Below are 13,307 nucleotides of genomic sequence, written 5' to 3'. Positions count from 1 at the left end.
CCCCCGGCCCGCGGGCCGGGGAAATTCATCGTAGAGAAGGATGTGAATTATGCAAAACGCACACGACGATCTGTGGCAGCGCTACCAGGCCACCAAAGCCCGCTCCACCGCCAAATATGCCCGCGACATCGCCGCAGAGATGGGAATTAGCGAAGCCGAATTAACCGCCGCGCGCGTCGGTCACGATGCCGTGCGTCTGCACGACGACGTACGGGCGATTATCGCCGCCCTGGAGAGCGTCGGCGAAACCAAATGCATCTGCCGCAACGAATACGCGGTGCACGAGCAGGTCGGCGAATTTACCCATCAGCACCTGAGCGGCCACGCCGGGCTGGTGCTCAACCCGCGGGCGCTCGACCTGCGTCTGTTCCTCAGCCAGTGGTCGAGCGTGTTCCACCTCAACGATAACGGCCGCCAGAGCATTCAGTTCTTCGACCCGCACGGCGATGCGCTGCTAAAGGTTTACGCCACCGGGAAAACCGATATGGCGGCATGGCAAACGCTGGTAGCCAAATTCAGCGAGACGGCGCCCGGCGCGCTGACGATTCGCCCGGCCGACCGCGTAAAGTACGCCGACTCCGCCGACGCCGCGGCGCTGGAAAAGGAGTGGCGCGCGATGACCGATGTGCACCAGTTCTTCGGTCTGCTGCGTAAACACAATCTTTCCCGTCAGCAGGCCTTCCGCCTGGTGAGCGACGATCTAGCCTGCCGCATCGACAATAATGCGCTGCCGGGACTGCTGGAAACGGTGCGCCAGGACGGCAATGAAATCATGATCTTCGTCGGCAACCGCGGCTGCGTGCAGATCTTCACCGGCGCGCTGGAAAAGCTGGCGCCGATGCGCGGCTGGATCAACATCTTCAACAGCGCCTTTACCCTGCATCTGCGTGAAGACAGCGTGGATGAAATCTGGGTCACCCGTAAACCGACCTCCGATGGCCACGTCACCAGCGTCGAACTGTTTGCCAAAGACGGTACGCAAATCGCCCAGCTGTACGGCCAGCGCAGCGAAGGCCACCCGGAGCAACAACAGTGGCGCGCGCAGGTGGCGCGTCTGTGCGCGGAAGGGCAGCCGGCATGAAACGTTGGTTAATACTGCTTGCCGCACTGCCGCTGTTCGCCAGCGCGGCCGCCGAACGAGTAATTTCCCTCGGCGGCGACGTTACCGAAATTGTCTACGCGCTGAACGCCGGGCAGCAGCTGGTGGCGAAAGACAGCACCAGCACCTGGCCTGCCGCCGCGCATAAGCTGCCGGATGTCGGCTATCTACGGCAGTTAAACGCCGAGGGGATCCTCTCCTTACGCCCGCAGCTGGTGCTGGCCAGCGCGCAGGCGCAGCCGTCGCTGGTGCTGCAGAAAGTGCAGGACAGCAAGGTGACGGTCGTCAACGTGCCGGGCGGCGATAACCTTGCCGCCATCGATAACAAAATCGCCGTTATTGCCAAAGCATTAGGTAAAACTCCGGCAGGCGACGTGCTGCGCCAGCAGGTCAAGCAGCGGATAGCCGCCATTCCCTCACGGCCTATCGCCAAACGGGTGCTGTTTATCCTCAGCCACGGCGGGATGAATACCATGGTGGCCGGACAGCACACCGCCGCCGATGGCGCGATCCGCGCCGCCGGGCTGCAAAACGCAATGCAGGGCTTTGACCATTATCGCGCGATGTCGCAGGAAGGCGTGGCCGCAAGCCAGGCGGATCTGGTGGTGATTTCCGCCGATGGTCTCAAGGGGATGGGCGGCGAAAGCGGGTTATGGAAATTGCCCGGTCTGGCGCAAACACCCGCTGGCCGCCATAAACAACTACTGGCGATCGACGATATGGCCCTGCTTGGCTTCGGCCCGCGTACGCCGCAGGCGATCCTCGAACTGCGGAAAAAAGCGGAGCAGTTGCCCTGATGCGCCCTGCCCTCGTTCGCCATTTGCTGTTGATGACGCTGCTGCTGGTCGCCTTGACCCTTTACGCCACCACCCTCGGCGCAATGCGATTGCCATTGGTCAACCTGCTGCCCTCCGGCGATGAAATCCTGCGCCATATCTGGCTGACGATCCGTCTGCCGCGGGTGCTGCTGGCGCTGCTGGTCGGCGCCGCGCTGGCCCTGTCCGGCTGCGTGATGCAGGGGCTGTTTCGCAACCCGCTCGCCGACCCGGGGCTGCTGGGCATCAGCAGCGGCGCGGCGCTGGCGGTGGCCTGCTGGCTGGTGTTGCCGCTCAGCGTGCCGGCGCTGTTAGCTCTGTATATGCCGATGCTGGCGGCGTTTATCGGCAGCCTGGCGGTGATGGCAATGATTTTTATCCTCAGCCGCGCAGGTGACGGTTCGCTGTCGCGGCTGCTGCTGGTGGGGATCGCCATCAACGCCTTATGCGGCGCGCTGGTCGGCGTGCTGGCCTGGCTAAGCAACGATGCTCAGCTACGCCAGCTGTCGCTGTGGGGAATGGGTAGCCTGGGTCAGGCCGAATGGCCGACGCTGCTGGTGGCGGCCAGCTTGATTATTCCGGCGTCAATAGCGGTGTGGCGGATGGCAACACGCCTTAATCTGCTGCAACTCGGCGATGAAGAGGCACACTATCTCGGCGTTAACGTGCGGGCGATACAGCGGCTGCTGTTGTTATGCAGCGCGGTGCTGGTTGCCGCGGCGGTGGCGATAAGCGGCGTCATCGGCTTTATCGGCCTGGTGGTGCCGCATCTGATGCGAATGTGGCTGGGGGCGGACCACCGCGGACTTATCCCCGGATCGCTGCTGGCGGGCGCGATTCTGCTGCTGATTGCCGATACCCTGGCGCGCACCGTCGCCGCGCCGGCGGAGATGCCAGTGGGGCTGCTAACCAGCCTGTTGGGCGCGCCGTGGTTCCTGTGGCTGATATTTCGTCGGGAGAAACCAATCCATGGATAAAGACTATCGGGCGCAAAGTCTGTCGCTGCGGCTCGGCCAACGACAGGTGATTGACCAGGTTTCGCTGACGCTTCGCGGCGGCGAGATGACCGCGCTGATCGGCCCGAACGGCGCGGGCAAATCCACCCTGCTGCGGCTGCTAACCGGCTTCCTTACCCCGGATAGCGGCGAACGCATGATGGACGGCAAAGCGCTGGAGCGTTGGTCGCCGCAGGCGCTATCGCGCCGCCGGGCGGTGATGTTGCAGCGCACTCAACTCCATGCCGACTGGACGGTGGAAACGGTTATCGCCATGGGGCGCTCGCCGTGGGAAGGGACCGCCAGTCCGCAGACCCTGCACGATATTATGGCGGAAACCGGCTGCGATCATTTGCGCGGCAGGCGCTATCCGTCGCTTTCCGGCGGCGAGCAGCAGCGGGTACAGCTGGCCCGCTGTCTCGCGCAGCTGTGGCAAAACGGCGCGCCGCAGGGATGGCTGTTTCTGGATGAACCCACCTCGGCGCTGGATCTCTATTACCAGCAGCATCTGTTACGCCTGCTCAAGCGGCTGACCGCTTCCGGCCAGCTACATGTCTGCGTGGTGCTGCACGATCTCAACCTCGCCGCCCTGTGGGCCGACCAGATTCTGCTGCTGCACCAGGGACAGGTGGTGGCGCAGGGCACGCCGCATCAGGTTATCCAGCAGGAAATCATTAGCCGCTGGTACGGCGCGGACGTGCGCCTCGGCCAGCATCCGGAAAAAGCGATTCCACAGGTTTATCTGGCGCCCTGAACGTCACGCGCGGCCAGCTTAGCGATGGCCGCGCGTTCGCGAAGTGGAATCAGGATCGCTGCATCTACTTCGTCACTTTCCCTCAAATGCCTATCTCCGTTATCATGTCTTCCTCATGCGATAACGACGACAATAATAAAATCGCACTCTATTAAAAATCAGGGACCTGGATAACACCCTATGAGCACAATCGACAATTTAGACGCCCATACCCCAATGATGCAGCAGTATCTGAAGCTGAAGGCTCAGCATCCGGAGATCCTGCTGTTTTACCGGATGGGCGACTTTTACGAGCTGTTTTATGACGACGCCAAACGCGCCTCGCAGCTGCTCGATATCTCGCTGACCAAACGCGGCGCTTCCGCGGGCGAACCGATTCCCATGGCCGGCATTCCCCACCACGCGGTGGAAAACTATCTCGCAAAGTTGGTAAACCATGGCGAGTCGGTCGCGATTTGCGAACAGATTGGCGATCCGGCCACCACCAAAGGGCCGGTTGAACGCAAAGTGGTACGCATCGTCACGCCGGGCACCATCAGCGATGAAGCGCTGCTGCAGGAGCGCCAGGACAACCTGCTGGCCGCCATCTGGCAGGACAGCAAGGGCTTCGGCTACGCGACGCTGGATATCAGCTCCGGGCGCTTTCGCCTGAGCGAACCGGCCGACCGCGAGACCATGGCGGCGGAACTACAACGTACCAATCCGGCGGAACTGCTATATGCGGAAGATTTTGCCGAATCGTCACTGATTGAAGGCCGCCGCGGCCTGCGCCGTCGCCCGCTATGGGAGTTCGAAATCGATACCGCGCGCCAGCAGCTCAACCTGCAGTTCGGCACCCGCGATCTGGTGGGCTTCGGCGTCGAAAACGCCCCGCGCGGGCTGTGCGCCGCCGGTTGCCTGTTGCAATACGTCAAAGATACCCAGCGCACCTCGCTGCCGCATATCCGCTCCATCACTATGGAACGCCAGCAGGACAGCATCATTATGGATGCCGCCACCCGTCGCAATCTGGAGATCACCCAGAATCTCGCCGGCGGCGTTGATAACACCCTTGCCTCGGTACTCGACTGCACGGTCACGCCGATGGGCAGCCGCATGCTCAAACGCTGGCTGCATATGCCGGTACGCGATACCGCGGTGCTGGTTGAACGCCAACAAACGATTGGCGCCTTACAGGAACGCTATACCGAGCTGCAGCCGGTGCTGCGTCAGGTCGGCGATCTCGAACGTATTCTGGCGCGTCTGGCGCTGCGTACCGCCCGCCCGCGCGATTTAGCCCGCATGCGCCATGCCTTCCAGCAGCTGCCGCTGCTGCGCGAGCTGCTGGCCGACGTTGACTGTCAGCCGGTGCAACAGCTGCGCGAGAAAATGGGCGAGTTCGCCGAACTACGTGAACTGCTGGAACGCGCGATCATCGATGCGCCGCCGGTGCTGGTACGTGACGGCGGCGTTATTGCTCCGGGTTATAATGAAGAGCTGGATGAGTGGCGGGCGCTGGCCGATGGCGCGACCGATTATCTCGACAAACTGGAAATCCGCGAACGCGAGCGGCTGGGCCTTGATACCCTGAAGGTCGGCTACAATGCCGTTCACGGTTACTACATCCAGATCAGCCGCGGCCAGAGCCAGCACGCGCCGATCCACTACGTGCGCCGCCAGACGCTGAAAAACGCCGAGCGCTACATTATTCCGGAACTGAAGGAATACGAAGATAAGGTCCTGACTTCAAAAGGCAAGGCGCTGGCGCTGGAAAAACAGCTCTATGACGACCTGTTCGAAAAGCTGCTGCCGCATCTGGCCGACTTACAAACCAGCGCCAGCGCGCTGGCCGAGCTGGACGTACTGGTGAACCTCGCGGAACGCGCGGAGACCCTGAACTACTGCTGCCCGACCTTTATCGATAAACCCGGTATTCGCATTACCGAAGGCCGCCACCCGGTGGTGGAGCAGGTGCTGAAAGAGCCGTTTATCGCCAACCCGCTGCAGCTGGCGCCGCAGCGCCGCATGCTGATCATCACCGGCCCGAACATGGGCGGTAAAAGCACCTATATGCGCCAGACCGCGCTGATTGCGCTGCTGGCCTATATCGGCAGCTACGTGCCGGCGCAGAAGGTAGAAATTGGCCCGATCGACCGCATCTTTACCCGCGTCGGCGCGGCGGATGACCTGGCGAGCGGCCGTTCCACCTTCATGGTGGAGATGACCGAAACCGCCAATATTCTGCACAACGCCACCGAACACAGCCTGGTGCTGATGGACGAGATTGGTCGCGGCACGTCTACCTACGACGGTCTGTCGCTGGCGTGGGCCTGCGCCGAGAATCTGGCGAATAAGATCAAAGCGTTGACCTTGTTCGCGACCCACTACTTCGAGCTCACCCAGTTGCCGGAAAAAATGGAAGGCGTGGCCAACGTGCACCTCGATGCGCTGGAGCACGGCGATACCATCGCCTTTATGCACAGCGTGCAGGACGGCGCGGCCAGCAAAAGCTATGGCCTCGCGGTCGCCGCGCTGGCGGGGGTGCCGAAAGAGGTGATCAAGCGCGCGCGGCAGAAACTGCGCGAGCTGGAGAGCATTTCGCCAAATGCCGCCGCCACGCAGGTTGATGGTACGCAGATGTCGCTGCTCTCCGCGCCGGAAGAGACCTCACCGGCGCTGGAAGCGCTGGAGAATCTTGACCCGGATTCGCTGAGCCCGCGTCAGGCGCTGGAGTGGATCTACCGCCTGAAAAGCCTGGCGTAATTAAGCGTTAAATAACAAAAAGCCTGGCGTCATCGTCAGGCTTTTTGTTTTTAGCATCAGTTATATTGCAGGGTGATCGTCCCGGTGGCATTGGCGGTACCGGGGGTCACCGCCGAACCGGTTTTGTAGTAATCCGCCCGGAAGCGGATCGCTTCACTTGCCCCTGCCCCTCCCCTATTCGCATCATCGCTATAAGTCGTTGCGGAGCCAATATCGGAAATGGCATTGCCATCGGCATCCTGTCCGCTATTTGCCGCCGCCGCCGCGTCACGATCGGAGCTAAAGACGCCAAACGTCTGGCCAATAGGTAGAGAAATAAAAGATTGTCGATTCGGATTATAGGTTAGGATTTTCACGCCAACGCCGGTCGCTACGCCGTCAGAGCCGGCGTCGGTCAGTGCGAAGACCGAACCGTTGTCATTGTCTCCCGACGCCACCGCGCCACTAAATTTCAGCGTTACGTTAGTTCCCGGTTCGCATGAAAGCCCCACGCTCTGTTCAGGTCCTTCTACCGTTTGCTGGTTATCAAACGAAGAGACATCGACACTCCCCATATCAAAAAGCAAAGAAGAGACTGAAGCCGTACAGCCCATCGCATGTACTTCAACCGTGGTGGTCGACAGCGTCAGCGTGGAGGCGATGTCGCCATCGCTGCTATCAATACTCTGTGTTTCGCGATAATCGACCCGCGCCAGCGGGCTCGGTACGTTAAACGTGCCGCTGGTTATCGGCCCGCCGGTGGCGATAATCTGCACCCGATAAGCGGAGTTATTGAGGGTGTGGTCGGAGCCTGCCCCGGCATCGTGTTCCTGCCAGCTGTTATCGATCGCCCGTTCGTCATCAAACGGGCCCGCCTGATTAATGGTATAGACGCGAATACCGAGCCCGGTGGCGGTTGAACCATTGGTCAACGGATAGACATTATCCTGCAGCGGGCTGGCGGTGGTTAACGCGCCGGCGTAGTGAAAGCCGACGTAATAGGTCCCCGCACAGTTCTTGATGGTTGTCGTGCCGCCGGACATATATCCGGAGTCATACAGGATCTCGCCCGGCGCATAATTTTTACTGGAGACCAGTAGCTGCTGCGGCATCGCAACATAAGATTGCGACGGGGTGTCGTCGGTACGATGACAAACCGCCTGGGCCGCCAGCGGAAATAGCCCCAGCAATAACAGGGTGGCATATAAAAATTTTAACACGTTGTTTGCCTTAAATCGGGGTTAGTTATAGGTCACGTTCAACGTGACCGCGGAGCTGAATTTACCCGCCGTTGGGGCGCCATGAGGGGTGTACATGCGGGCAATAAATTTCAATGCGCCCGCGCCATTTTCAATGGGTACCGGATAACTCACCCCATTGGCCAGCGCCACGTGGATAGCTGGATAATCGAACAACTGCAATCCAACATCGGTAGCGCCATCGGCATCAGGCGTCACCTGATTGGCATAAATGACCGAGCCATAGGTCGGGTCTTCGGAATAGGGCGTGCCGGTGAAGGTGACGGTGGCCTGGCTGATTTCAGCAGTACAGCTGTCAAAACTGATGGTGACTGGAACATTACCGGTGTTACCGCCGGCAACAGAAAAGTCTCCTTTATAGTATTTCCCCAGATCTACGGTTTCAGGATTGGTGACATTACAGGTTCCTGCGGCAATCCTGCCGTGAAAGGTAATATCACGTGTCTCCCGGAGATTATTATCCCCAGCCAGAGCTGACATTGCGCTAACCAGCATCCCCGCGAAAAACAGAACAGCATATAAAAATTTTGACATGTCTCCTGCCTTTTATCAGGTAACTAGTTATAAACAACGTTCAGGGTGACGACGCTCTGGAACTCCCCGGTACCGGGGTTGTGGCCTGGGGTTGCCATTCTTGCGATAAAAATGATTTCACCGGCATGGCTGTCTGACTCGAGAGTGACGTCATGACTCTGCCCGTTAGACATTTGCCAGTGATCCGCATCGGTTAATAATTCCAGTGCAACATCGGTTGCGCCGCCCCCCTCTGCCGTAATCCCGTTGGCAAAATAGAATGGCTGGGTTCCATCTACGGCACCGGTAAACGCTACCGTCGCTTTAGTCAGCGAGGGAGAACAGTTAGTGAAAGAGACAGTGAACGGGACATTGTCCGTGCTATCGCCTTCATTAATAAAATCCGTTGGCAGATAGGTTCCCAGTTCAACGGTCGCGGGATAACTAACATTACAGCTGCCTGCCACAATATTCCCCGTGACGCTGAAGTTAATGACATCCTGTGTGTTGTACGCCAGCGCAGACGGCAGCCCGGCAACGAAAAGCAGGCTCGTCGCCGCCATGCGTCGGACGGTAGCAAAATGAAAGCGTGACATCAGTGAGCCCCTTGGACGGGATGGCATATCCCGTTGATAAACAGAATATCGGCCTGCGACTTCGCACCCGCCAGTGAGTAGTCAACGGCACACTGTTTGTTCGCCCCGTCGCCCCACCTGACCATCAGTTGCCCTTTATCGGCGAGACCAACCAGGTATACTTCGCCACTGTCGCCGACGATGCTGCTGCGGGTGTCGTCCGAATCATCGCTGGTTTGCGTAACTACCGCGCCGAACGGCACCGGCTTACCGTTGAAGATCAACGTCATCATCGCCTTCCGGCCAATCCAGGTGTTGTACTTCACGCGGACCACCGCGCCTTTGGTCGGCACCACGGTTTTGGCGACGTTATCAATGGCCGCGGTGGCATCGCTGGCCTCCACGGTATTGAGGGAAATCTGGTTACTGTGGTACGGACGCACGTACGGCACAATCGCATTACCAAAGTAGTCGGTATGGACGTTAGTCTGGCCATTGATCGGCACCCCGGAGACGCCCGGCGTTTCCACCAGCGCTACGCTGTCATTCAACTGACGGGCCAGGGTAATACCGCCGCTGTGAACCACCATTCCGCCGCGTAGGCTATAGTTCAGACGACGGCTGTAGTCGTCGTAGCTGTAGCCTGCGGACACATCGGCATACGAGCTCTGGTAGCCGACGGTAACGTTGCCGTTGGTCGCTTCTGCATCGGCGTTATAGCCTTCCGACACCTGCCAGTTGAGCTGGTTTTGCTGCATTGCGGTGCCGGAAATACCGATGTTATGCGTGGTATCGCCGTGTTTGCTGCTGTTCATCGAGTAGTTAGCCGAAATCGACTGCGCCGCTTCACTATTGCTGAAGGCGCTGAACGGTACGCTAAAGTTAAGCGAGAAGACGTTATCGTCATCGTATTCATCGGAATCGTTGCCATAACCGCCATCAACGTTTTTCGTGTGCGCATAGTTTAGCGAGTACGATACCGGCCCCAGCGTGCTGCTGAAGCCGAGGTTCAGCGAGTCGGCGTGCTGGCTATTCCAGTAGGAGGCGTCATACATGGTCAGGGACAACGTCCCGAAAGGCAGCGTCTGTGAGATAGTCACGTCGAAACGATTACGTTCGCGACCGTTATCGATGGCGCTGTTGCCCGGGTCCCAGTCATTGAGGAAATCCTGGAACGACAGATAACCGCGGGTTGAGAATTTGTAGCCAGCCACCGCAATATCGGTGTTGGTCTGCTGCAGCGTCTTGCTGTAGCGCACGCGGTACGACTGGCCGCTATGGTGTTCCATCTGCCGTGTATTGTCCGGCTGCGGGACATCCGCCCACGACTGTGAAATATCAAAAGAGAGCGCCCCGGCGCTGCCGAGGTTAAAACCGGTACCGGCAATCAGGTTGGAGTATTTGTCTTCCGCCTGAATATAGCCGCCGTACAAGGTCACACCTTTGCCGACGCCCCAGGCCGCCGATCCCTGGACAAAGTTAAAGTCTTCCGCCCGCGAATCCGATCCGTCCTGGCGGGTTTTACCCGCCACCAGGCCATACTGCACCTGTCCTTCACGCTGTAGCACCGGCAATGTGGCGTAAGGGACGATGAAGCTACTTTGCGAACCATCAGACTCCTTGATCACCACTTTCAGGTCGCCGGAGCTACCGGTCGGGTACATATCGCTGAATTCGAATGGCCCCGGCGGCACCGTGGCCTTATAGATGCTGTGTCCGTTCTGGTACACCGTGACCTCGGCGTTGCTGCGGGCGATACCGCGGATCACCGGCGCGAAGCCCTGCATGCTGTCCGGCTTCATATCATTATCGGAATACATCTGTACCCCGGTAAAACCCACGCTATCAAACACGCCGCCGCGGGTGGTGCCCTGCCCGAGAACCAGTTGGCTTTTCAGGGATTTAATATCGCGGGAAGCGTAGGTGTACACCGAATCCCACTCACTTTCGGATTCAGAGTGGCTGTAGGTGGAATAGTTACGCAAACGCCACGCTCCCAGGTTCAGTCCCGGCTGTAGGCTGACGAACTGGTTGCTACTGTCCACGCCATTACGGTGGTGCAAATCCTGCTGACCAGAGACGCTGTAGTTAAGCAAACCGGCGGCAATACCTTCATCCCATCGCTCTGGCGAAACGTAGCCACGGGCGGTGTTGAGCAGGGCAACCTGCGGGATAGTGAGATCAAAGCGCTGATTCGCCAGATCCATTTTCTGTTCCAGACCCGGAATAGCCTGCAGGCTGGCGCACTCGCTGGTTTTGTCCTGTTCGCTAAAGTAGTTATCGACCCGCACATTCCAGGCTTTCAGCTCAGACACGCTCAGGCACGCCCCCACAACCTGTCCGGCAGTGGTGTTCTTGTCGTCCGACAGCTTGCGAAAGGAAATGGTTTTAGTATCCACCAGGCTACCGTTGATATAAATATCGACGTTATAGTCACCAGGCGGTACCTCATCTTTGGCAAACAGACTGAGATCCATCATTGGCGTCTCTGTACTATCCGTTTCCAAAAGACGAGGGTTAAAATGTTCCTGAGCAATGGCGCTGAAAGAACTGAAGGCAATACTGAGCCCCAGCCCTAAAGAAAGGACATAGGTATGCTTAACTTTTTCCATTATTACCCTGTATCCGTACGGGATACGTACCGTGCCGATTAATATGAAGAGACTTTGTCCTGACCTTTCACGCCGTAATCATTAATCAGCGACCAGGTCACTTTGCCGTGGGAGGGGATCTTCCTTTCGGAAATATTCAGCGTGGAGAACGGCGCGACAAAATATTGGCCGCTGAGCGCATGATTATTAATTTCTATGCTGGAGAAGTTCATATAAAACGGCGTCGGATTATTGACCTGCACACCGCCGGCAGCCGGCTTCCATACCACTTTATTTGCACTGCTTTCCGGCGACTGGCCTTTGAGCGCAACCGGGCGATAGATCAGCTTAATTTTCGAATTGATGGCAATCTGCATGGTATTTTTGCCAGCAGAACTATCATCCGTAGCGGGAATACCTTTTACGTTTAGCCACAATAATGATTCGCGATCTTCCGGAACCGGCATCCCTGAACGAACAATCCGGATTGACGCTTTTTTCCCGGCTTCGAGGCGAAACAGCGGCGGCGTAATAATCATAGTTTCTTTTTTCAGCGCGCTACCTTCGGCGGGACTGACCCAGGATTGCACCAGATTGGTAACTTTGTCCGAGTTTTCCACGGATAACGAGGCGGCCTGATGGGAGCCGTCAAAAATCACCCGCGTTCCGCCGGTAACGATACTGGCAGACGCATTCAGACTGGCAACGGCGGCCACACAAAAAACAAAAGCTGCGATGGGTTTCATTATGCAATGCACTCACAGAAATATAAGGAGGGTTTCCCCTCCTTCAGGATTAGTTATAACGGACGTTATAGGTCACAACGGACTGAACCGTACCAGCAACAGCCTGATCAACAGCAATCATCGATGCGGTGTAGGTCTCGGTAGCAGAACCAGAGTCCAGGGTAATAGGATCGTTGTCTGCATTGTTCTTCACGATGGTGCCATTAGAACCGCCTTGCTTCAGTTGAACGGCAACGTTTTGTGCAGCAGTGACGCCAACCCCAGAGGCAGTATTCGCGAAGTACGAGTCATCACCAGCCACCGGGTCAACCGGCGCAGAGAAGACAATATTGACATTGGACGCAGTCGGGCACTGGTCCAGATTAAAAACGAACTGTTTCGGCGCGCCGAGGTCACCTTTTGCTACCAAATCAGTTGCTGCCACGCTGCCCAGTTCAACGGTTGCATCCGGAGTACCGCCATCAACAGTGATGTTGCAACCCGTCTCCAGCACTTCACCGTTAAAGGTAATGGTGTTAGATGCCATCGCTGCCGCGCTCATGCCAAAAGTCAGAACCAGAGCTGCGCCGATTTTAGTAAGTTTCATTCTTTAATATCCCAATAAAAATAATAAACATCGCAATTATTAATTGTTGTCAAAATGACAACCGAAAAGCATTATCAACAAACGCCCATTAAATAATGCACGTTCAGTGATAATGTTTATTAACTCGTTTAGAAAAAATGGACGTCAATATGTATTTTAAAATACCCCATCGAGTCCATATTTAGACTACAAGATATTTACAGACTGATTCAAATTGGATGCATTTAATTAAAAACTTATGGAGGGTTGACTGTTTAAAAAACACCCAGAGAGAAGCAGAAATGAGTAATGATAGCTGACAAGATGTGAATTATAATCCTTAATGATTAAGTCACTAGTTATAATCTAATTGAAAATAGTTGTCACGCCCTTTAATTCTAAATAAAAAGGCCCGGAATATCCGGGCCAGTGATTTAACGCTTATCTTCCGCCAACAGCGGTGGAATATGCGGCACCTGTGGCGCTTCATCAATATCTTTCTGCGTCATGCGGAACGCTTCCGGATAATGTTCGCGGCTGGTACGACGCAGCGGTTCGGTATTACGCCAGGTATAGAGGCAGTGCTGACACTGGTAAACGATCCACACCCCTTTTACCGGCGACGTCGCCATCACTTCAATCTGTTCATCAGCACAACGTGGACAAATCATCTT

General features: G+C 57.2%; 12 protein-coding genes. 5 read left to right on the top strand and 7 right to left on the bottom strand.

Annotated elements, in window-relative coordinates; translation table 11 throughout:
* The first annotated feature begins 49 nt into the window (after window positions 1-49).
* From ABLV07_RS24030 to mutS, 5 genes are all read left to right on the top strand, one after another.
* A complete protein-coding gene (locus ABLV07_RS24030; RefSeq protein WP_015370007.1) occupies window positions 50-1,081 on the top strand; it encodes a hemin-degrading factor in 1,032 nt (343 codons plus the stop codon).
* Window positions 1,078-1,896 (top strand): hemin ABC transporter substrate-binding protein, encoded by an 819-nt coding sequence (locus tag ABLV07_RS24025; protein ID WP_042895296.1) that lies wholly within the window; start codon window positions 1,078-1,080, stop codon window positions 1,894-1,896. The genes ABLV07_RS24030 and ABLV07_RS24025 overlap by 4 nt, the downstream gene beginning before the upstream one ends.
* Window positions 1,896-2,891 (top strand): iron ABC transporter permease, encoded by a 996-nt coding sequence (locus tag ABLV07_RS24020; protein ID WP_047053751.1) that lies wholly within the window; start codon window positions 1,896-1,898, stop codon window positions 2,889-2,891. Before ABLV07_RS24025 ends, ABLV07_RS24020 begins: the two co-directional genes overlap by 1 nt.
* Complete coding sequence (locus ABLV07_RS24015; RefSeq protein WP_126027811.1) at window positions 2,884-3,663, top strand: heme ABC transporter ATP-binding protein; 780 nt, start codon at window positions 2,884-2,886, stop codon at window positions 3,661-3,663. The genes ABLV07_RS24020 and ABLV07_RS24015 overlap by 8 nt, the downstream gene beginning before the upstream one ends.
* A 180-nt stretch (window positions 3,664-3,843) precedes the next feature.
* Window positions 3,844-6,405, top strand: coding sequence for a DNA mismatch repair protein MutS (gene mutS, locus ABLV07_RS24010; RefSeq protein ID WP_348853853.1), 2,562 nt, complete (start codon window positions 3,844-3,846; stop codon window positions 6,403-6,405).
* Between the two features lie 56 nt (window positions 6,406-6,461).
* Here the strand turns inward: mutS and ABLV07_RS24005 are convergent, their stop codons facing one another.
* The 7 genes from ABLV07_RS24005 to ABLV07_RS23975 form a co-directional block, all read right to left on the bottom strand.
* Window positions 6,462-7,604: a type 1 fimbrial protein gene (locus tag ABLV07_RS24005; protein ID WP_015703282.1), complete on the bottom strand. Its 1,143-nt coding sequence runs from the start codon at window positions 7,602-7,604 to the stop codon at window positions 6,462-6,464.
* A 21-nt stretch (window positions 7,605-7,625) separates the two neighbouring features.
* On the bottom strand, window positions 7,626-8,177 hold the full coding sequence (locus ABLV07_RS24000; RefSeq protein WP_015370001.1) for a fimbrial protein: 552 nt from the start codon (window positions 8,175-8,177) through the stop codon (window positions 7,626-7,628).
* 23 nt (window positions 8,178-8,200) lie between these two features.
* Window positions 8,201-8,752 carry a fimbrial protein gene (locus ABLV07_RS23995; RefSeq protein WP_015703284.1) on the bottom strand — a complete coding sequence of 184 codons (552 nt, stop codon included), beginning with the start codon at window positions 8,750-8,752 and terminating at the stop codon, window positions 8,201-8,203.
* Window positions 8,752-11,343 (bottom strand): fimbria/pilus outer membrane usher protein, encoded by a 2,592-nt coding sequence (locus tag ABLV07_RS23990; RefSeq protein ID WP_348853851.1) that lies wholly within the window; start codon window positions 11,341-11,343, stop codon window positions 8,752-8,754. Before ABLV07_RS23990 ends, ABLV07_RS23995 begins: the two co-directional genes overlap by 1 nt.
* Window positions 11,344-11,381: 38 nt before the next feature.
* Entirely contained in the window at window positions 11,382-12,068 is a 687-nt protein-coding gene (locus ABLV07_RS23985) for a fimbria/pilus periplasmic chaperone (RefSeq protein ID WP_063446408.1), read from the bottom strand.
* Between the two features lie 49 nt (window positions 12,069-12,117).
* Entirely contained in the window at window positions 12,118-12,654 is a 537-nt protein-coding gene (locus ABLV07_RS23980) for a hypothetical protein (protein WP_015703287.1), read from the bottom strand.
* A 413-nt stretch (window positions 12,655-13,067) separates the two neighbouring features.
* Window positions 13,068-13,304, bottom strand: a complete 237-nt coding sequence (locus tag ABLV07_RS23975; protein WP_032715717.1) for a non-oxidative hydroxyarylic acid decarboxylases subunit D — start codon at window positions 13,302-13,304, stop codon at window positions 13,068-13,070.
* Window positions 13,305-13,307 lie beyond the last annotated feature (3 nt).

The organism is Klebsiella sp. CN_Kp097 (genome assembly GCF_040064495.1).
Lineage (GTDB): Bacteria > Pseudomonadota > Gammaproteobacteria > Enterobacterales > Enterobacteriaceae > Klebsiella > Klebsiella aerogenes.
This window is presented reverse-complemented; position numbering and strand designations above follow the sequence as displayed.

Coding starts and splice junctions, on each gene's coding strand:
- ABLV07_RS24030 (WP_015370007.1), top strand. CDS start 50: ATGCAAAACGCACACGACGATCTGTGGCAGCGCTACCAGGCCACCAAA.
- mutS (WP_348853853.1), top strand. CDS start 3,844: ATGAGCACAATCGACAATTTAGACGCCCATACCCCAATGATGCAGCAG.
- ABLV07_RS23985 (WP_063446408.1), bottom strand. CDS start 12,068: ATGAAACCCATCGCAGCTTTTGTTTTTTGTGTGGCCGCCGTTGCCAGT.
- ABLV07_RS24015 (WP_126027811.1), top strand. CDS start 2,884: ATGGATAAAGACTATCGGGCGCAAAGTCTGTCGCTGCGGCTCGGCCAA.
- ABLV07_RS23980 (WP_015703287.1), bottom strand. CDS start 12,654: ATGAAACTTACTAAAATCGGCGCAGCTCTGGTTCTGACTTTTGGCATG.
- ABLV07_RS24025 (WP_042895296.1), top strand. CDS start 1,078: ATGAAACGTTGGTTAATACTGCTTGCCGCACTGCCGCTGTTCGCCAGC.
- ABLV07_RS24020 (WP_047053751.1), top strand. CDS start 1,896: ATGCGCCCTGCCCTCGTTCGCCATTTGCTGTTGATGACGCTGCTGCTG.
- ABLV07_RS23995 (WP_015703284.1), bottom strand. CDS start 8,752: ATGTCACGCTTTCATTTTGCTACCGTCCGACGCATGGCGGCGACGAGC.
- ABLV07_RS23990 (WP_348853851.1), bottom strand. CDS start 11,343: ATGGAAAAAGTTAAGCATACCTATGTCCTTTCTTTAGGGCTGGGGCTC.
- ABLV07_RS23975 (WP_032715717.1), bottom strand. CDS start 13,304: ATGATTTGTCCACGTTGTGCTGATGAACAGATTGAAGTGATGGCGACG.
- ABLV07_RS24000 (WP_015370001.1), bottom strand. CDS start 8,177: ATGTCAAAATTTTTATATGCTGTTCTGTTTTTCGCGGGGATGCTGGTT.